Source organism: Nocardia sp. JCM 38205, assembly GCF_058222935.1.
The window spans coordinates 659,056-679,530 of sequence record NZ_JBYHFL010000003.1; the positions used below are offsets into that span (position 1 = coordinate 659,056).

Annotated in this window: 9 protein-coding genes; 5 read left to right on the forward strand and 4 right to left on the reverse strand. The window is 69.5% G+C overall.

What is annotated here, in order from left to right:
• Window positions 1-372 precede the first annotated feature (372 nt).
• Entirely contained in the window at window positions 373-2,094 is a 1,722-nt protein-coding gene (locus tag AC4HOU_RS14690) for a condensation domain-containing protein (protein ID WP_195006960.1), read from the forward strand.
• The gene (locus AC4HOU_RS14695; protein ID WP_490724625.1) at window positions 2,091-6,830 is read left to right on the forward strand and encodes an AMP-binding protein; all 4,740 of its coding nucleotides are present in this window, start codon (window positions 2,091-2,093) and stop codon (window positions 6,828-6,830) included. The genes AC4HOU_RS14690 and AC4HOU_RS14695 overlap by 4 nt, the downstream gene beginning before the upstream one ends.
• Window positions 6,831-6,984: 154 nt before the next feature.
• Here the strand turns inward: AC4HOU_RS14695 and AC4HOU_RS14700 are convergent, their stop codons facing one another.
• A complete protein-coding gene (locus tag AC4HOU_RS14700) occupies window positions 6,985-7,455 on the reverse strand; it encodes a hypothetical protein (protein ID WP_228815267.1) in 471 nt (156 codons plus the stop codon).
• A gap of 37 nt (window positions 7,456-7,492) precedes the next feature.
• Window positions 7,493-8,656, reverse strand: coding sequence for a helix-turn-helix domain-containing protein (locus tag AC4HOU_RS14705; protein WP_267469626.1), 1,164 nt, complete (start codon window positions 8,654-8,656; stop codon window positions 7,493-7,495).
• 151 nt (window positions 8,657-8,807) lie between these two features.
• On the opposite strand from AC4HOU_RS14705, the gene AC4HOU_RS14710 reads away from it, so the two are divergent.
• Window positions 8,808-9,080 (forward strand): hypothetical protein, encoded by a 273-nt coding sequence (locus AC4HOU_RS14710; RefSeq protein WP_195020623.1) that lies wholly within the window; start codon window positions 8,808-8,810, stop codon window positions 9,078-9,080.
• Window positions 9,081-9,248: 168 nt separating this feature from the next.
• Here AC4HOU_RS14710 and AC4HOU_RS14715 read toward each other — a convergent pair whose 3' ends face one another.
• Both AC4HOU_RS14715 and AC4HOU_RS14720 read right to left on the reverse strand, forming a co-directional pair.
• On the reverse strand, window positions 9,249-9,740 hold the full coding sequence (locus tag AC4HOU_RS14715; protein ID WP_195020624.1) for a DUF4265 domain-containing protein: 492 nt from the start codon (window positions 9,738-9,740) through the stop codon (window positions 9,249-9,251).
• A gap of 155 nt (window positions 9,741-9,895) precedes the next feature.
• Window positions 9,896-10,477, reverse strand: a complete 582-nt coding sequence (locus tag AC4HOU_RS14720; RefSeq protein ID WP_194989693.1) for a DUF3558 domain-containing protein — start codon at window positions 10,475-10,477, stop codon at window positions 9,896-9,898.
• A gap of 391 nt (window positions 10,478-10,868) precedes the next feature.
• Between AC4HOU_RS14720 and AC4HOU_RS14725 the strand changes: the two genes are divergently transcribed.
• Together AC4HOU_RS14725 and AC4HOU_RS14730 are read left to right on the forward strand one after the other, a co-directional pair.
• On the forward strand, window positions 10,869-14,306 hold the full coding sequence (locus AC4HOU_RS14725; RefSeq protein WP_490724626.1) for a non-ribosomal peptide synthetase: 3,438 nt from the start codon (window positions 10,869-10,871) through the stop codon (window positions 14,304-14,306).
• A 55-nt stretch (window positions 14,307-14,361) separates the two neighbouring features.
• Window positions 14,362-20,463, forward strand: a complete 6,102-nt coding sequence (locus AC4HOU_RS14730) for an amino acid adenylation domain-containing protein (RefSeq protein ID WP_490724627.1) — start codon at window positions 14,362-14,364, stop codon at window positions 20,461-20,463.
• The last annotated feature ends 12 nt before the right edge of the window (window positions 20,464-20,475 follow it).

Genomic DNA, 20,475 nt, shown 5'->3' on the forward strand with positions numbered 1-20,475 from the left:
TATGCGGCGGATGGACGCCACCAGGGTGGCTGCGTGCCGATTGCGCGGTGCCGGGTGGATGTCGCACGGGCGGCTGCGCGGATTGCGCTGTGCGGGTGGATGTCGTGCGGGGCGGCTGTGCGGATGGACGCTGCCCGGCTCGGCTGCGCGCGCCGGGCGGCGGCGCCAGATCAGCACGTGCGATTCGGCGCGTTTCTACGGCCGGGACCCCTGATGGGGAACTCGCGGCGGGACGCCCCGGCCCCGCCTGCTCGGTGACTGCCGACTCGCGGCAGTCGGTAAGGATAGGCTAACTTATTACCCGGGGGGCGTGGTTGGTTTCGCGACCGCCCGCGCACCCAGTTCGTTTCGATCAGTGAGTAGAGGATCGCAATGCCGGATTCGCTTGTGCAGAACCTGACCGCGCCCAAGACTGCCGCCGGTTCCGGTGATCGTGGAGTCCCGCTGGCTCCCGCCCAGCAGGCCGCGCTGCTGCCGGAGCGGCTGCACCGCAGGCCGGCCGCCAACCTGTTCATCGCACTCGAACTCACCGGGGACGTGGACCCGAGCGCACTGGACCGTGCTCTCATCGCGGTGCTGACCGAACACGCGATTCTGCGCAGCGTCTTCCCCGACGACCGTCGCATTCCGTATCAGCGGGTCGTCGACGCCCCCGCATCCGTGCTGGAGATCGGCCGCAGCGTCGCCGACGACACCGATCTCGAACTCGCCCTCGCCCAGGACGCCGAGCACCGCTTCGACCTGGTGGCGGGTCTGCCGCTGCGGGTGCGGCTGTACCGGTTGCCCGGGCGCGATGTGCTCTCGATCGCGGCGCATCCCATTGCCGCCGACGACCGTTCGGTCGAACTGTTCGTGGCGGCCCTGTTCGCCGCGTACGCCGGAGCCGAGCCCGGTGCCGCGAAGCAGTTCGCGGATTTCGTGCCCGCGCAGTTGAAGGCGCTGGCCGCGACCGCGGCGAACGATCCGGCGCTGGCGTACTGGACCGAGCGGCTGGCCGAGCTGCCCGCCCGCGTTCCGGTCACCTCGTCCACGCCCGGTATCGGCATCGCCCGCCGAGTGCTCACCATGCCGTCGGAGACCCTCGCGGCGTTGCGCGTGCATGCCGACGGTGACGCCGCCGCCGTCTTCGCCGCGCTCGCCGCCGCCGCCCTGCGCGACACCGGGCTCGGCGACGATGTGCTGGTCGGGCTCACCGATCCGGCGCGTTCGGCGGAGGCCGCGGAGGTCGTCGGTCCCTTCGCCAACCACCTCGTGCTGCGCATCGCGCCGAACGGTCGCACGCCGAAGACGCTGATCGCCGAGACCGCCGAGACCGTGGCGCAGGCGCGTGCGCAGGCGGGCCCCCGGGTGGAGCGGATCACCCACCTGCTGCGCGGCACCGCCGCACTCGCCGACGGCGCGCTGTTCCAGGCGCTGCTGACCGTCCGCGACGCCGCGCCGGTCGCGCTGAGCAGCGGGGGAGTGCAGGTGCGCGAGGTCGCGCGGCGCTCGGCCCGGCCGCACGGTGTGGACATCGTGATGGACGTTGCCCTCGGCGCCGACGGCGCCACCCTGACCCTCGACTTCCCGATCGAACTGGCCGGCCGGCCCGAAATCGGCGCCTTCGCCTCGCGTTTCGCGCAGCGCGCGAGCGCGTGGGCCGAAGCAGCCGATGCCGTCATCGACGCGACGCCCGACGAGCGCCCCCTGTTCACCCCCGCCTCCGACGACGACCTGCTGGAGATCCCCACCGCCGGCCTCGGTGGCGAGCCGCAGACCGACGCCGAGCGCGTGATCGCCGCCGCCATCCGCAAGGTGCTCGATCTGGACGAGGACGACGACCTCGGCCGCGAGGACACCTTCTTCTCCCTCGGCGGCGACAGCATCGCCGCGCTTCGCCTGGTCACCGACCTGGCCGAGCAGGGCCATGTGCTCGACGTGCAGACCGTGTTCGCCTATCCGGCCGTCTACGAGCTGGCCGAACAGCTGGAAAACGGTGCAGGCAAGGCAGATTCGCCAGCCCAGCCCGCTGCGCAGGAGGTGGCGCCGATGAGCGCGTCCGGGCTGGACGCCGCCGCGTTGAGCGCGCTCGGACGGAAGTTCGGCGCCAAGTGAGTATCGAGATCCTCGACGTCATCGCGCTCTCGCCGCTACAACGTGGCCTGTATTCGGTGAGCGCGATGTCACCGGGCGTCGACCCGTACCTGGTCACCTTCACGGTCCGGATCGAGAACCTGACCGAGCTGTCGGGGCTGCGCATCGCGTTCGACGAACTGCTGCAACGGTATCCACACCTGGCGGGTGCGGTGCTCACCGAGGGGCTGCCGCATCCGGTGCTGGTCGTGACGTCCGCCGGCCGGATCGCCTGGCACGAGATCGACCTGCGCGGATCCGCCGATCCGGAGGCCGAGGCGGAGAAGATCTACTGGGCCGAGGGGCGCCGCAGGCTCGATCTGGACAACGGACCGCTGTTCCGGGTGACCGCCGCCCGACTCGGGGACACCACCTACCAGCTGATCTGCACCGCGCATCACATCGTGGTCGACGGCTGGTCGATTCCGCTGCTGTTCTCCGACCTGATCGCGCTGCATCGCGGGGAAGGCGCGGCGCTGCCGCCCGCGCCGCCGCTGCGTGACCATGCGGCCTGGATCGCGCAGAAGGACACCGAGGCCTCCGTCCGCGCGTGGACCACCGCCCTCGCCGACCTGGCCCCGATGCCGATGGTCGGCCCGCCCGCACCGGCCGAACCCGATCTCGCGGTGCTCGGCGAGGCGCGATTCGGTGTCGAGGAAACGGAATTCGTCACCGCGTGGGCGCGGGCCAACGGGCTCACTCTCAACACGGTTCTCGAAGTGGCGTGGGCGCGTATCCTTTCCGGCCTCACCGGCCGCGACGACGTCGTGTTCGGCCAGACCACCTCCGGCCGTGACGCCACCCTGCCCGGCGCCGACCGCATCGTCGGCGCGCTCATCACCACCATTCCCGTCCGGGTGCGGGTGGACCAGCGGGCACCGGCCGAAGTGGCCGCCCCGCTGCAAAAGCAGGTGGCCGAACTGCGGACCCACGAGTACCTCGGCATCTCCGAGATCACCCGCCACGCAGGCGTCGGCCAGCTCTTCGACACCCTGCTGGTTTTCGAGAACTCCCCGATGGGCGCGGTCACCGCGGCGATGCCGATGGGCGGCGGGGCCCGCATGATCCCGCGCCGCGTCGATTCCCTGAGCCACTACCCGATCACGGTCGTTCCGCTGGTGGAGCACGGGCAGCTCATCTGCCGGGTGGAAATCCGCCCCGATCTGGTGGATCGGTTCGAGCCGGAGCGGATGGCGCGCCGAGTTCTCGCGGTGGTGCGCAGGTTGGCCGATGCGCCGCGCGCGTGCGATGTGAGTGTTCTGCTCGACGACGAGCCGGCGGCACTGTCGGAGCCCGAGATCGCTGCCGACGGGCGAATCGTCGCCCGGCGCGAGATGGCAGGTGCCGCGGAGCCGGTGGACGCCAACGCCTCGCCCCCCACGGCCACCGGATCTGTGCCGACCGGGGATAACGGCGGCGTCTCACCCTCGGCGAAGACGGTTGCAGGCGGATCCTCTTCGGTGGGTGACGCAGACGCGGCGCCGGCACCCGATGACGTCGCCCGACGACTGTCCGAGGTGCGTTCGGTTCCTGAGCTGCTGCTCGCTGCCGTCGCCGACGCGGCCGGTGCTACCGCCGTCATCGACGATGAAGGCGAGCAGTCTTTCGCCGAATTCGGCGCGGCGGTCCAGACTTTGGCGCGCGCACTGAACACTGTCGGCGTGCGCCCCGGCGATGCCGTCGCGGTCATGCTGCCCCGCGATCGCCGGGTGGTGCAGGCGCCGTTCGCCGTCGGGCTCGCCGGGGCGCTGTGTGTGCACGTCGATCCGGCGACGCCCGCCGATCGGCTCGCCTACATTCTCGAGGTGTCGGGCGCGCGGTTCGTGCTTGCCGATGACGCGCTCGCGGACGCTATCGCCGAGGTCCGGGCTCAGGGCGTGCAGTGTGTGCACGCGATTCCCGATGGCGTTGGTGGGCTGCGCGTGGCAGCGGGCCTCGGCGGCGATGCTGGGCTGCGCGTGGCAGCCGGTCTCGGCGGCGATGGTGGGCAGGTAGCCCCTGTCGATTCGGCCGAGCTAAGTGCCGGCGCCGAGTCGACTGCGCCGGGCTCGGTTGTCTCCGCTGGAGGCGCTCCGGGACCGGCGGCCGGCCTCGCCGAACCGGATGTCGCTGCGGCACAACCGGCAACGCCGACGGATCCGGAATCCCCCTTCTACGTCGTCTTCACCTCCGGCACCACCGGCCGCCCCAAGGGTGTCGCGGTCCCGCACCGCGCCCTGCTCAACCACTGGTCCACCCACGAGCGGCGCATCTTCGCCCCGACCGCCGCCGAGGCCGGGCGGCAGCTGCGCATCGGCCACGGCTGGTCCACCGGTTTCGATGCCGCCTGGCAGCCCACGATCGCGCTGCTCAGCGGGCATGCCGTGGTGCTACTCGGCGACAAGGTGCGCACCGATGCCGAGCAGATCGTCGGCGCTATCGAAACGCACGGCATCGACATCTTCGACACCTCACCGTCGATGCTGAATCGGCTCATTGATGCCGGGTTGTTCACAACCGGCGACGATGGGGTCGAAAGCTGCCCGTTGCGGATCCTGGCGCTGGGTGGCGAGGCGATCAGCCTCGATACCTGGCGACGGTTGCAGGGTCTACCCACAACCCGCGTCATCAACTTCTACGGCCCCACCGAGACTACGGTCGAAGCGCTGATGGCCGACGTGCACGATCACGCCGCACCGACCATCGGCAACACCTTCGACAATATGGCCGCCGAGGTGCTCGATCATCGGCTGCGCCCGGTGCCGCCGGGCGGGCAGGGCGAGCTGTACCTATCCGGGCCGCAGCTGGCGGTCGGTTACCTGGGGCGTCCTGCGACCACGGCGGCGGCGTTCGTTGCCGGGCCGCACGGAAGGCGTTACCGCACCGGCGATCTGGTGCGTCGCGCGGCCGACGGCACCGTCGTGTACGAGGGCCGCATCGACAGCCAGGTGAAGATCAACGGCTACCGCGTGGAGCCCGATGAGGCGACCGTCGTGATGCGTGAACTCGACGGTGTGGCTCACGCGGCCGCGCTGGCGTTCGTGGACAACGGCCGGACCAGGCTCGGCGCGCTCGTGGTCGCCGATCTGTCCGCCGCCGAGATCCGGACCGCACTGGCCCGGCGTCTGCCACAGTTCCTGGTGCCGACGCGCATCGTGCATGTCGATCAGATTCCGTTGAACCGCAACGACAAACTCGACGTGCACGCGGCCACCGCGCTGCTCACCGCGCCGATCGCCGGTGGTGCGGGTGCCGAACCGGCCACCGATACCGAGCGTGCGCTGCTCGAGGTGATCGCGGCGATGGGCGAGGGTGCGAGCCGGGTCGGGATCACCGACAGCCTGGTCGATCTGGGTATCGACAGCATCGGTGTCATCGATCTGGTGTCACGGTTGCGCGGCGCGGGGTACCGGGTGGGTGCGAAAGACGTGCTCGGCGCTGCCGACCTGCGCGATCTCGCGCGAGTACTGGATGAACGCGGTTCCGATGAGGACGAGCCCGAAGCCGATGCGGTCGCGCCGGGCACGGTCCTCCCGTTGACGCCGCTGGCCCACGAGATCATCGCCAACGGCAACTACCGTTATCTGGCGCAGAGCCAGGTGATTTCGCTGCCCGACGACGTCTCCGCCGACGAGATCATCGAGCGTCTCGGTGCGCTCGCCCTCGCCCACCCGACGCTGCGCTCCCGGCTGACAATGGTCGACGGCGGGTACGCGCTGCTGGTGGAGGAGACCTCGAGCGCGGCCGAGCTGCTGAGCATCGTCTCCGGCGACACCGACAGCGCTGCCCACCTCGCCGACACGGTCGCCCGCCTCGACCCCGATGCCGGGCGCATGGTCGCTGCGACCGTACTGGATGGCCCGCATCGGCGCCTGCTGCTCTCCGTCCACCACTTGGCGGTCGACGTCGTCTCGTGGTTGATCCTCGTCGACGATCTGCGCCGCATGGAGCAGGGCTCGGCGCCGCTCAACGAGACCGGTTCGACAGGCACCGACCACCCCGCCGGTGCGGCCGCGAGCGACCCGGTCGGCGAACCCGGCGCGGACACCGCGTCGACCAGGCCGCAGTCGACCCCACCCACGATCCTGGGAACCCCCCTGGGCGGCCGCCTCACCGACCCGCTTACCGACCGCGCCACCGACACCGTCCAGCGCGTGGTCGAACTCGGCCCCGACCACACCGAAGCCCTGCTGGCCCGCTGCACCGAAACCGGTGTGCCACTGGACGACGCCCTGATCCTGGCCTGTGCGCTGGCTTTCCCCGACACCGCCGACGACTCCGGCCGCATCGCCCTCACCCGCGAAACCCACGGCCGCCCCGCCGACGACGACACCCGCCGCGTCGGCTGGTTCACCGTCGAGGAAACCGTCTCGATCCCACACAACAAATATCGCGACTGGACCCCCGCCCAGGGCCGCCCCGACCTCACCGACCGCACCCTCGAAGCCCGAGCCCAGCTCCGCCTGAACCACCTCGGCCGCTTCGACGTCCTCCAATTCGGCACCGGCCCCTGGACCCCCGCCCCCCTATCCGACTTCACCTCCGAATTCGGCATATCCGGCCACCCGGACCTCCCGCTGCGGTTCACCGTCGACATCACCACAGCAGTGGTGAGTCGCGACGAACGGCCCGCACTGGTAGCCCAATTCGATCTGAACTCGCGGGTGCTGGACGACGCCGAAGTCGAAGCCCGCACCACCCGTTGGTTGCAGACCCTCACAACCTTCGCCGAAGCCTGAACCCGCCAACGCGGGCTATCCCGCACATAGCTTCTCGACCGACACGCCGGGCCGACACGCAGGCTGGGCGCGAGAAGGTATGTGCCAGCTCGTCGGGGTTCAGTGGGGTGGGGCTCTTGGAGCGGTGGCCGGTCAGTCGGCGAGTCCGGCGCGATCACTCCCGCTGGGACCCTTTGGGCCACACGACGTCCACGGGGACGCCGGCCGCGCGGGCGAGTTCGACGACGGTTCCGGTGCCGCCGCGCTCACTGGCCTCGCCGTCCCACACTGCGATCAGCTGATCGGCGCCCAGCAGCAGTTGGGCATTGGCGGCCTCGTAGGCCTCGCGCCCGGCATCGTCGAAGTCCATGACATGAACGGACGCGGCACGGCCCAGCAGGCGGTCGAACAACTCTGCGTGGTCGGGCTTCACCTTGCGCTCGCGGTAGTTGCGCGACGGCAACACCACTTCGAGCCGCCCACCGCAGTCCAAAACCGCCTGGGCGAACACCGAATCCGCACCTCGCGCGATGCAGCTGACACCGACCAGCCCCTCGCACCCCTCCAACACCTGCACGATCCGGTCGTACACCAGCTTCGCCGTGTCCGGGGTGATGTTCATGTGGCCGGTGACAGCGACGCGCAACGGAGTTCCTTCCTACGGTTCGAGCTGAGCCATCTTGTCAGTCGGCGAGCCCCGCGTAGTTGGCGAGGCTCCGCAGGCTGTCGGATGCTCGGCGTTGCTGAGTGGCGGCGGTTTTCACGATGTTCTTCACCGTCGGTGACGACCGGAAATGTTCGGGCGAGGCCAGCCGGGATTCGTAGAGGGCGGTGATGGCCGCGTCGGGGTCGCCGTTGAGTAGATGCGCGCGGGCGGTGTCGAGCCAGAAGTAGGCCTGGCGTTCGATCGGTGTGCTCTTCTGGAGCCGGGTGCCGCGGGCGACGTCGATCGCGCGGCCGGGCTCGCCGAGGTCGACTTCGGCGCACACCTGATAGAGCTTGACGTTCGTCGGGCCGACCGGGGTGTCGTAGATGATGCGATCGCCGAAGCCGCGGGCCAGCCGCTCGGCCTCGGCGAGATGGGACCGCGAGGCGTCGGCGTCTCCGGCGGCCGCGGCGATGGTGCCTGCGCGCATGTGCAGGATCGAGTACACGGCAGCTGCTGCGGCGTCATCGTCCACGATCGGTTCGATATCGGCCATCGAGCGGGTCAGCAAGCGCAGCGCGTGCTGTGATGCGCCGACACGGGCCAGCGTTGCCGCTTTAACGTAATGGGTGGTCGCCAGCAGCAACGGATCGCCGGAACGCGTCGCCGCCCACTCCATTCGTTCCGTCGCGGTCAACGACAGGTCGGAGTATCCGAGCTTGTGCGCCACAGTGTTCGCCGCTCGGTAGGCGTCGGTGAGTAGCGCGTACGCCGGTTCGCCGGCTTCGTTGCCCGAGATGAGCAGCCGGTCGACCAGGTCGGGCAGCACCTGGACGATCTTGCGGTATTGGGTGTCCCGCCGCCACTGGCTGACTTTGGCCGACAGTGCGCGCAGCTGCTCGATCGGTTCGGGCTCCAGATCGGGATCCATCAAATCGGTGGCGGCGAGCGTGCGGCGCAGGATCGGCAGCACATCCAAAAGCTGTTCGGGCTCATCGTCGCCGTACAACCGGGAGGCGTCCACCCGCAGAGCGTTCGCCACCGCGCCCACCCACACCGTGGACGCGGAACTGTGCCCCTTCTCCACCTGGGCGAGCATCGAGCGCGAGACGTTGGCCGCGGCGGCGAGCTGGTGTTGAGTCATGCCGCGTAGCTTGCGGATTCGCGCGATTCGAGCGCCCACCGATTCGCCTTCGATCATCACCTCAAGCTACCAGCGACGTATCGAACAATCTTCGAACAATCGAACATTCATCGAACCTTAACTTTGATCCCAGCCCCCGACGCCGGGTGCGTGCCCCCATCCCCGACGCCGGGTGGTTCCCAACAACCCCACAACCGCAGGGGATTAGATGTCGGACTACCTCGCCGCGTTCAGTGTGGCCGGTTCGATCGCTGTTCTGCTTCTTGCCCTGATCTATGTCCTTCCCCACACCTTCGGCGAAGACGAACCGCCGATCACCGCGCGGGCGCCGCGCATGTCGGCGCGTACCGCGCATGGCCTGATGCAGGTGCATCGCCGATGCAGTATCGAATCCTGCCCGCATAAGCGGGATGCGTATCGGACTCTTGTTGCGATAGGGGCGATTACCCCGGATCAGCGGGCAGAGCGGTATCTGCGGTGAACGATCCGGAAGGCGAACCGTGTGGGTGGGTGCAGTGGGATGACGGCACCTGGTCGATGCTCGACGAGTACGGGATGCCCAGCGAGCGGCGCACTCTCGACGAAATGCTAGAGGCGGTTCACCGCAGGCTTCGTGGTGAGAGAGACGGTGACGTGGGGTGATCCCGCATCAGCCATTGCCGGCCGTGGCTCTCCAGGCTGCGGTGACACAACCTTCCTCCCAGTGCCACCAGCTCTGTTCTGCACCATGTTCCAGCAGCTCGCGGACCTTTGGCAGGTCTGCGTGCGCCGGTACCTCCAAGGCGACCATCCGGAAACGCTCTATTCCTTCGCCGGTGGTGCCGAGCCGGTGGAATATATCCAGAACGCCCTGTCGAGCGGCAGCCGAGCCGTCGTCCTTCAGCACGATCAAGCGGAAGGTGCAGTTGTCCGACGGTTGGACCACATCCCCGGCCCACAGCAGGCCGTCGTCGTCCGGCTGCACCGCAATGATGTCTCCGCGGGCGATTCCGCGAACAAACCAGGGTGTGTTGTCCAATCGGACCGTGCCGTCACCGAGATCGATCGCCCACAGGCTCTCGATGCTTGCCGGCGGCCAGCCCTGTTCGTCGATGTCCATCCGAAAATGGACCTTCACGTGGTCGGGCCTGGGATCGGTCATCGAACCATCCTCACACGGCTATGGGACTTCGGTGCCGGACCAAGCGCCCGCCGGATGCACTGCATCGCAGCGTTGAGCGCGCTCCGGTGGGCGAATTCGTACGCCGACCGCAGCATCCGGTGCCCGGCATCACCGAATCGGTGAGGGAACCGCGCTCACGCCCAGGGCACGGCCCCGAAAATGGACCCGAGCGCATCGACGTTGCGCGAGCACGGATTATCGGCCGGGGTGACCGGGGCAGGCCCGGGGGCGGGGGAGCGGAGGATGACGGTCACCTCGCGGTCGCCGCTGTAAGGGGCGGTGATGCTGCAATATTCGGCGTTCTCGCCCGGGTGGGGGAGGAAGACCTGGAAGGGGCGGCCGAATTGCTGCATGAGGCGGCGGGCGGTGGGATCGTCGGGTTGCGGGAATTCCTCTACGCGCTGACGGACCCAGAACATCACGCCGATGCGCTCCACCTCGCCCGCCATCCAGCTGCAACCGTCGGAGTTGTCCAGGTGCTGGCCGGGGGCGAGGCCGGGTTGGCGGATGGGCTGGATACCGGGGACGCCACTCACCCGATCGGCCACGCCCTGCGGGACCAGCGAGCACGGATCCAGACCTTCGAACGCGGGCGGCGCGGGAACCACCTGGGTGCGCGCCGGGAGGGGGGCGGTAGCCGCCGGACCTGCGGTGCCGCCGAGCGCGATCGCCGCGGCGAGCGCGGCGGCAGCGGCAATGAACGCCTTGCGAAGCAACGGTATCCCTTCATCGGCGGCGGGAGTCGCCGTCGGACGCGCCCAGACTACTGCCCAACCCCGCCCCGCGGCACCGAGTCCGGCGGATCATTTCGACCGAAATCCCCGTGAATGCGATATCGGCGTGGACCGGGGTTTCGGGGCGGTCGCGCTCGGCGCTGGTCAGGCGAGTGCCGACGGTTCGAGGGGTCGGCGCGACGCGAGCGGGGAGGTGCGATCGCGTCCCGCTACGGGGAAGTCGGGCATCGCTGATCAGCCCCGCCACGGCATGATTAGGTTAGCCAAACCACACGGCTAGGGGACGGCCGAACCCATGCGTTACGATGCCTCGGTAGGTTAGGCAAGGCTTGCCTACGGCATGGTGAGGCTGATCTTGCTGGTGAGGAGTCCGATGCTCGACAAGGCGGAAGTTCGCGAGATTGTGGCGGCGGCGATCGGCGTCCCGCCGGAATCGGTGGGTTACGACGACGATCTCGTCAGCCTCGGCATGCATTCGATGATGCTCATGCAGCTCTCGGCCAAGTGGCGCAAGCGCGGCTATGAGGTTCGCAGCTCCGAACTCGCGCTGGAGCCGACGATCGAGGCGTGGACCCGCATGCTCGGCGGCGGCGCCGCGCAGGCACCCGAACCGGCCCCGCAGCCCGCCGCCCCGGCCGCCCCCACCGACGCCTCGGCGGAATTCGGGCTGGCCACCATGCAGCACGCCTACTGGATGGGCCGCCGCCAGGATCAGCAGCTCGGCGGTGTGGCCGCGCACCTCTACGTCGAATTCGATGGTGCGGGTGTGCAAGCCGATCGCCTCGAACGCGCCGTCGTCCGGCTGGTGCGCCGCCATGAACAATTGCGCGCTCAGTTCCTCGACAGCGGTACCCAGCGGGTGCTGCCGGAGCCGCCGCAGATCTTCCGCGTCGTCGATCTGAGCGGGCACGCCGAGCCCGAAGCCGAACTCGAACGCCTGCGTCAGGACAAGAGCCATCAGCGGATGGACGTCGAACGCGGCCAGGTCATCGACATCACCGTCACCCTGCTCCCGGGCGGCAAACACCGCCTGCATCTGGATGTCGACATGCTGGCCGCCGACGCGCAGAGCTACCGCCGCATCCTCGACGATCTGGCCGCCCTCTATGAATCCGATGCCGATGATCTCGCGCCCATCGGCTTCACCTTCCGCGAGTATCTCGCCGAGAAAGAGCGCACCGCGCCGGACAACTCCGAAGACGAGAAGTGGTGGGAGAACCGCATTCTCGACTTCCCCGATATTCCCTCGCTGCCGGTGGTCCCGGAAAGCGAGCGCCCCGATCCCTCGCGCAGCATCCGCCTGCACCACTGGTTCGACGCCGAGGCCAAGGCCCGCCTGCACCGCAACGCGCACGGCAACGGCGTCACCCCGGCGGTCGCCCTGGCCACCGTGTTCGCCGAAGCCATCGCGCGCTGGTCGGCGCAGCAGCGGTTCCTGCTGAACGTGCCGCTGTTCGCGCGCCAGCCGCTGCACGACGACATCGACAATGTGGTCGGCGATTTCACCAACTCCGTGCTGGTCGACGTCGACGCCCGCGAACCGGAATCCATGCTGGCGCGCGCCAAGCGGCTCCAGAAGGAACTGCACACCTGCGCCGCGCACGCCGACTACGAGGGTCTCGATGTGCTGCGTGATCTGGGCCGGATGCGTGGCGGTCCGGTGACGCCCTCGGTGGTGTTCACCTCCGGCCTGGACCTGGGTGAGCTGTTCGCCGATCGGGTCACCCGCGTGTTCGGCCGCCCGGTGTGGATCCTGTCGCAGGGCCCGCAGGTGGACCTGGACGCGCAGGTGGCCGAACTCGACGGCGGTCTGCTGGTGAACTGGGACATCCGCCGCGACGCGCTGCCCGAAGGTGTCGCCGGGGCGATGTTCGAGCGGTTCCGCAACACGCTGGACGCGCTGGTCGAGCCGGACGCCGATTGGCACGCGGAGCTGGCCATCGAGCTTCCGGAAAGCCAGCGGGCAGTACGGGAATCGGTCAACAACACCGCAGCCGACCTGGGCGAACGCAACCTGCACGACGCCTTCTTCGCCCATGCCGAGCGCGCCCCGCGCCGGGAGGCGCTGCGCTGGCGCGACGGCTCGTCCACCTATGGCGAGCTGGCGGGCCAGGCCCTGTCGGTGGCAAGGGCGCTCACCGATGCGGGCGTGCGGCCCGGCGATACGGTGGCCGTCATCGTGCCGAAGGGGCACCGCCAGATTCCGGCCGTGCTCGGCGTGCTCGCCGCGTGCGCCACGTACCTGCCGATCGGCACCGGCCAGCCGAAGGCGCGCCGGGAGCGGATCCTGGAACGCGGTGGCGTGCGGGTCGCGCTCATCGACGACGTCATCGAACTGCCCGCCGAGGTCACCGGCGTGGACCTGAGTACCGCGCTCACCGCCGACCCGCTGCCCGCCCCGCACAGCTGCGCCCCGGACTCGGTGGCCTACGTGCTGTTCACCTCCGGCTCGACCGGCGAACCGAAGGGCGTCGAGGTCGGCCATCGCGCGGCCACCAACACCATCGACGCCATCGCCGCCCACTTCGACCTGGGCAGCGACGATGCCACGATCGGCCTGTCGTCGCTGGAGTTCGACTTGTCGGTGTTCGACATCTTCAGCCCGCTGTCGCTGGGCGGCGCGCTGGTATGCGTGGACACCGAGACCGAACGCGATGCCCAGGCCTGGGCCGAGCTGATCGCCGACCGCGGCGTCACCGTGCTGAACTGCGCGCCGGGCCTGATCACCATGCTGCTCGACACCGCGACCGCCGAACAGCTGCGTTCACTGCGCGTGGTGATCACCGGCGGCGATCGGGTGAAGGCCGAACTCGGCCACCGGCTGCGCGCGCAGGTCCCCGGCCTGCGCTTCGCCGGCCTCGGCGGCACCACCGAAACCGCCATCCACTCCACCGTCTGCGAGGTCACCGACGCCTTCCCGGCCGACTGGGCCAACGTCCCGTACGGCACCCCGCTGGCGAATGTGCAGCTGCGCGTGGTCAATCAGCGCGGCGAGGACTGCCCGGACTGGGTGGTGGGCGAGCTGTGGATCGGCGGCGTCAGCGTGGCCGACGGCTACCGCGGCGACCGGGATCGGACCGCGCAGCGTTTCGTCGAACACGACGGCGTGCGCTGGTACCGCACCGGCGATCTGGCCCGCTACCTGCCCGACGGCACCGTCGATTTCCTCGGCCGCGCCGACCATCAGGTGAAGATCCGCGGCTATCGCGTCGAGCTCGGCGAGGTGGAATCCGCGCTGGCCGCGCTGCCGGGCGTCCGCGAAGCGGTGGCGCTGGCGACGGATTCGGGCCGGCTGGTGGCCGCGGTGCACGCCGAGGCGGTGACGGCCGAGTCGATCGAGCAGCAGCTGCGGGACCTGTTGCCCGCGCACATGATTCCCGAGGTCATCCGGGTGCTCGAGGACATCCCGCTGACCGCGAACGGCAAGCTCGACCGGGCCGCGATCCGGCGCCTGCTCAGCAGCGACGACCCGGGTGCCCGCGACACCTACGTGCCGCCGGCCACCGAACTGGAGGCGGCGGTCGAGTACATCACCGCGCAGGTGCTCGGCATCGAACGCATCGGTGTGGAGACCGACTTCTTCGACGTCGGCGGCAATTCGATCCTGGCCACCACCCTCACCGCCAAGATCCGCGGCCTGCTCGGTGTCGAGAGTTTCGGCGTCACCGGCGTGCTGGAGGGCCGCACGGTGCGCGGCATCACCGAACGCCTCCAGGCCACCGAGGCCACCGAGGGCCGGCTGGAACAGGTGGCGCGGATCCTGCTGGAACTGGCGCAGGTGAGCGTTCCGGAACCCGCTCCGGCGCCCTGACCTGTACCGGCCGTGACGGCCGGTAACCCAACGTACGAGAAATGGTTTGACGTAGATGCGATCGCTGGACGACCTTCAGGAAGCGATGCGGGCCCGGCTCGCGCAGGAGGGCCTGGCCGCCACCCCGGCGGTGCCCGCGCGCCGGGATCCCGAGCGGGCACCGCTGTCGTTCGGGCAGCGCTATGTGTTCGCCCATCAGCAGATCTCGCCCGACAGCACCGCCTACAACCTGTGTCTGGCGCTCACCTTCCATGGCGAGGTGCACTACGACGCTCTGCGGCGCGCGTTCCTGGCCTTGCCGCAGCGGCACGAGGTGCTTCGCACCACGTACCACACCGATGAGCAGGGCGAACCGTACCAGCGCATCCACGCCGAACTCCCGCCGCGCGTGGCCGAACTGGATCTGACCGAGCTCGACCCGGCCGAGACCACCCGCCGCATCGACGAGCTGGTCGCCGCCGCCGCGCACGAGACCTTCGATCTGGCGGCCGAGTCGTCGCTGCGGTTGACATTCCTGCGCGCCGACGCCGAGACCACGGTCGTCATCCTCGTCATCCAGCACATCGCCTGGGACGGGATGACGTTGCCCGCCCTCTCACGCGACGTCGAACGCTTCTACCAGCAGGCTTTGGCCGGCGAACCGCGACCCGAACCGCTGGAGCGGCAGGTCGCCGATTTCGCCGAATGGGAACAGGACCGCTTCGCCGAGGCCGATCACACCGCCGAATCCGAGTTCTGGGCAGCCCAGTTCGACGGCGAGGTACCCGAACTCCAGCTGCCCTATGACCGCAGGCCCGCCGTCGTCACCGAACGCGGCGACCGCATGGACCGGCTGCTGTCCGGCCGCGCCGACGCCAACCTGCGCGCCCTCAGCTCCCAGCTGCGCGCCACCCCGTTCCAGGTGTTCCTGGCCGCCTACTACCTCGCGTTGCGCCAGGTCACCGGCCAGTCCGAGGTGGTCGTCGGCACGACGGTCGCCAACCGCGAGGAGTCGGGCAGCGATCTGCTGATCGGCAACCTCAGCAATATGCTGCCGCTGCGCTTCACCGGCGCCGACGCCCGCACCTTCGCCGATCTGGTCGATCATGTGCGCGGGGTGACGACGGAGGCGTTCCGGCACAAGACCTTCCCGCAGGAAGCCATCGTCCGCGCGGTCAACCGCGCCACCGGCAATGTCGGCTCCAAGCTGTTCGACACCATGGTGCTGTTCTTGCAGCAGAAGATCGACGGCCCGCAGCTGCCCGGTGTCAGCACCAGCTGGCACCTGGCCGATCACGGCGCCTCGCTGCTGCCGGTGGCGGTGGAGGCGTTCATGCACGCCGATCGGGTGGACGTGCAGATCACCTACCGCACCGACCTGTTCGACCCGGCCACCATCGAGCGGCTGCACGAATACATCGATCAGATGCTCGCCCACGCCGGGGCCGAGGTCACGCTGAACCGGCTGCTGGTGCTGTCGGACTCCGACCGCGCGAAGCTGGCGGCGTGGACGCCGGGGCCGCGGGTGCCGATCGTCCCGGAAACCGCCGACGCGATGATCCGCGACTCCGCCCGCAACTATCCCGAGCGGGTGGCGGTGGTGTTCGAGGACACCAGCCTCACCTACGCCGAATTCGATTCGTACGTCAATCGTGTGGCCCGGCTGCTGCGCGGGCGCGGGGTGGGCGCCGGCGACCGAGTCGGTGTGTTCGCCGAACGGTCCGAGCACCTGCCCGTCGCGTTCGCCGCGATCCTGCGGGCCGGAGCGGTGTATGTGCCGTTCGATCCGAGCTATCCCGCCGACCGCATCGAGTACATGCTCGGTGACGCCGATCCGGCGCTGATGATCCGCTCGGTGTCCGGCGATCGCGAGCTGCCGGTGCAGAACTCGGTGCCGGTGGTCGATCTCGCCGATCCGGGGGTCCGTGCCGAGCTGGCGGAACTGGACGACGCGCCGCTCGAGATCACCGAACTGGATCGGCCGATCCACCCGCTCGATGCCGCCTACCTGCTCTACACCTCCGGCACCACCGGCCGCCCCAAGGGCGTGATCATCCATCACCGTGGTGTCGCCAACCATGTGCAGTGGATGCGCGACCATCTCGGCTTCGGCGCAGAACGCATCTTGCAGAAGGCGCCGATCGGCTTCGACGTGTCGGTGTTCGAGCTGGTCAACGCGCTGTGCACCGGTTCGGCGACGGTGCTGCCGCATCCGGAGTGGTGGCAGGCCGATGTGGAGGCGCTCGCGGGAATCATCGACCGGCACAAGATCACCCAGATCTCGCTGGTGCCCAGCGTGGTCCGCGCCTTCCTCGATGCGGGCCCCGATCCCGCGCGCCTGCAGTCGATGCGGTTCGTCTACCTCGGCGGCGAGGCCGTGCCCCCGGCGCTGGTGGAGGAATCGAGCAAGGTGTTCGGCGGCACGGTGCTCGGCCTGTACGGGCCCACCGAGGCGTCGATGGACATCACCCACGAAGACTTCGACGGTGCCCCCGAGCAGGGACCCGCGCTCATCGGTGTGCCGGAATCCAATTCGACCGTGTACGTGCTCGACGAGCAGCTGCGGCAGGTGCCGACCGGCGTCATCGGTGAGCTGTACCTGGGTGGCGTACAGCTCGCCCGCGGCTATCACCGCAGGCCCGGCCTGAGCGCGGGCACCTTCGTGGCATGCCCGTTCGCCGACGAACCCGGCGCCCGCATGTACCGCACCGGCGATATCGTGCGCTGGAACGCGCGCGGCCGGCTGGAATACCTCGGCCGGGTCGACGATCAGGTCAAGATCCGCGGCCACCGCATCGAACTCGGCGAAGTCGGGGCCGTGCTGCGGCAGGTGCCCGGCATCGTTTCCGCCGCGGTGATCGCCGTCGCCAAGGGTGCCGACGCCGCGCTGGCCGGCTACTACGTCCCCGAACCCGGTTCGACGTTCGAGACCGATCCCGAGGATGAGAACGCGGGCGCCATCCGCGCCTTCCTCGCCGAACGGCTGCCGGACTACATGATCCCGGCCGCGCTCGTGCGGTTGCCCGCGCTGCCGCTGACCGCCAACGGCAAACTCGACCGCAAGGCACTGCCGGTGCCGGATCTCGGCGGTTCCACCGGCCGCGGCCGCGCCCTGCGCGATGACGCGGAAATCGCTGTCGCCGAGGTGGTTCGGCAGGTGCTCGGTATTCCCGAGAGCACCGAACTGGCCGCCGACGACGATTTCCTCGCCCTCGGCGGCGATTCGATCAGCGCCATCCGGATGGCGTCGGCGTTGAAGAAGCGCGGACTGTCCATCACCACCAGCACCCTGTTCGAGGCCCGCACGATCGCCGCGATCGCCGCGGCCACCGAGCCGATCGCCGAATCCGGCGCACCCGAACTGGTGGACGCGGGCGCCGACACCGGCTGGATTCCGCTCGGCCCGATCGCGGCTCTGCTCACCGAGCGTCCCGCGGACACCTACCGCGCCTACAGCCAGGCCACCGCCGTCGTCACCCCGGCCGACGCGACCGCCGACCGGCTGGCAGCGATGCTGCGCGGCCTGGTCGACCGGCATCCGATGCTGCGCGCCCGAATCGGCACCGACCCGGCAGGCAACACCGCCTACTACGTGCCCGCACCGGGCGAACCGTTCGACTATCCGGCGCTCACCGAGGTCGAACTCGATGCGTCGGACTGGGACCGGGCGGCCGCCGACACCCTCGCCGAGCAGCTGCGCGGCACCGCCGAGGCCATGGATCCCGCCGCGGGCGCGATGTTCGGCGCCGTCTGGGTCCGCACCCCCGACCGGGCGACGGGACGGCTGCTGCTGGTCATCCATCACCTGGTGGTGGACGGCGTGTCCTGGCGCATCATCCACGACGACCTGCGCCAGCTCTGGGCCGGCGAGGAACTCGACGGCACCGGAACCTCGGTGCGCACCTGGAACACCAACCTGGTGCAACTTGCGGGCAGCGAAACCCTCGCCGGTGAGCTGCCCTACTGGCAGACCGTGGCCGCCACCGCTGACCCGCTGCTCGGCGACAGCGCCTTCGACCCGGCCCGCGACACCGTCGCCACCGTGCGCGAGGTGACCACCGAACTCGACGCCGACGACACCACCTTCCTGATGACGACCGCGGCCCAGGCCTTCGGCTGCGATTTCCTCGACATCCAGGTGGCGGCGCTGGCCGTGGCCACCCACCGCTACCGCCGCGCGCACGACCGCGACGGTGCGACCGTCTCGCTCACCATGGAACGGCACGGCCGCGCCGAAACCCTGTTCGCCGGAGCCGATCTCGGCAATACCGTCGGCTGGTTCACCAGTGCCTACCCGGTCGCGCTCGAGGTGGCCGGTTCCGGTGAGCCGGAGATGGTCGCGGCGGTCAAGGCCGTGAAGGAGCAGCTGCTCGCGGTGCCGGAATCCGGCATCGGCTACGGGCTGTTGCGCTGGCTGAACCCGGATACGAAGGCGCAGTTGCAGTCTCACCCGGCACCGCAGCTCAGCTTCAACTACATGGGCCGTTTCGCGCTCGCAGAGCAGGCCGCGGAATGGGATGCCGCACCCGAATTCGGTTATCTCGGCGGCCATGCCGGGCCAACCCAGCCCGCCGCGGCGCTGCTCGACATCAACACGGTAGCCCTGGTCGAAGGCGATGCGCCCGCCCTGCACGCCTCCTTCCGCTACCCCTCCGGCCCGCTGGCCGAGGAGCAGGTGCGCGAACTCGCCGAGCTGTGGGCGGGTGCGCTGCGCGAACTGGCCAAAGCGGTGCGCGATGATCCGGCGCGCAGGCTCACCCCGAGCGATGTGCTCGCCCATGACGTCACCCAGCTGGACCTGGACCGCTGGCACAACCTCTACGGCGATTACGCCGACGTCTACCCGCTGGCACCGCTGCAGGCCGGTCTGTACTTCACCGCGATCAGCAGTGCCGGGCGCGACGCCTACACCGTGCAGACCACCATCTCGGTCACCGGCGCGCTCGACGTGCCACGGCTGGGCCGGGCGCTGGACACCGTGCTCAACCGGTACCCGAACCTGCGGGTGGCGGTCTCGGTCTCGCACGCGGGGCAGCCCTACGCCATCGTCGCCGACCGGATGACGTTCGTGACCAGCGAAGTCGACTACCGCGACCGGCCCGACGCCCAGCAGAAGCTGCAGGAATTCCTCGACACCGATCAGGCCGGCCAGTTCGACCTGTCCCGCGGCCCGCTCATGCGCGCCACCGTCGTGCACCTGCCCGAGGACGAGCACATGCTGGTGCTCACCTCGCACCACATCCTCACCGACGGCTGGTCCGGGCAGCTGCTGCCGCGCGAGATCTTCGCCGCCTACGCCACCGAGGGCGCCGCCGCACCGCTGGGCAATCCGGGCACCTTCGCCGAATTCCTGCGGCTCACCCAGGCACGGGAGGCCGAGACCGAGGCCGTCTGGTCGAAGTACCTGGACCAGGTGCAGCCGTGCATCGTGGCACCCGGCAGGGAAACCGGCGGCGACGCGGTGCCCGCCGCGCACAGCTTCATGATCGACACCGAAGTCGGTGACAAGCTCACCGCGCTGGCCTCCGAGACCGGCACCACCTTCAGCGCGATCTGCCAGCTGGCCTGGGCCAATGTGCTGCGCTATGTGACCGGCGAGGACGCGACCGTCTTCGGTGAGGTGGTCTCCGGCCGCCCCGCCGAGATCGACGAGATCGATACCGCCATCGGCTGTTTCGTCAACACCGTGCCCGTCGCGATCGCGCTCGACGCCGGCCGCAGTTGGCGCGAGCACCTCGATGAGATGCAGAGCCGCCGCCGCGAACTCATGGAGTTCCACCAGTACCGGCTCACCTCGGCCAACCGCACCGCGGGTGCGCGCAAGCTCTTCGACAGCATGTTCGTCTACCAGTCCTACCCGTCCGGGCGCGACGAGCTCGAACAGCTACTCGGACAAGAGAACCTGGAGCTGGTGTCGTTCTCCGGACGCGGCGCCACCGACAACGCGCTGCTGGTGATGATCTTCCCGCCGGACCTGCTGTTCCCCGGTGACGCGTTGCGCGTGGTCGTCTTCTACGCCGAGGACTCCTTCGAGGCCAACGACGCTCAGATCATCGAAACCGCGTACAGCAACACCTTGCGCGCCATCGCCGAACACCCCGACGGCCTGGTGGGCGCGACCGAAGCAATCGACGACGCGGACCAGGGCATGTTGGTCATGCGGCGGATGTGGCAGTGAGGCAGGAGAAAG

Excerpts from the sequence above, each read along its gene's own strand:
- AC4HOU_RS14725 (WP_490724626.1), top strand. The coding sequence starts at position 10,869 with ATGCTCGACAAGGCGGAAGTTCGCGAGATTGTGGCGGCGGCGATCGGC.
- AC4HOU_RS14715 (WP_195020624.1), bottom strand. The coding sequence starts at position 9,740 with ATGACCGATCCCAGGCCCGACCACGTGAAGGTCCATTTTCGGATGGAC.
- AC4HOU_RS14705 (WP_267469626.1), bottom strand. The coding sequence starts at position 8,656 with ATGATCGAAGGCGAATCGGTGGGCGCTCGAATCGCGCGAATCCGCAAG.
- AC4HOU_RS14690 (WP_195006960.1), top strand. The coding sequence starts at position 373 with ATGCCGGATTCGCTTGTGCAGAACCTGACCGCGCCCAAGACTGCCGCC.
- AC4HOU_RS14730 (WP_490724627.1), top strand. The coding sequence starts at position 14,362 with ATGCGATCGCTGGACGACCTTCAGGAAGCGATGCGGGCCCGGCTCGCG.
- AC4HOU_RS14710 (WP_195020623.1), top strand. The coding sequence starts at position 8,808 with ATGTCGGACTACCTCGCCGCGTTCAGTGTGGCCGGTTCGATCGCTGTT.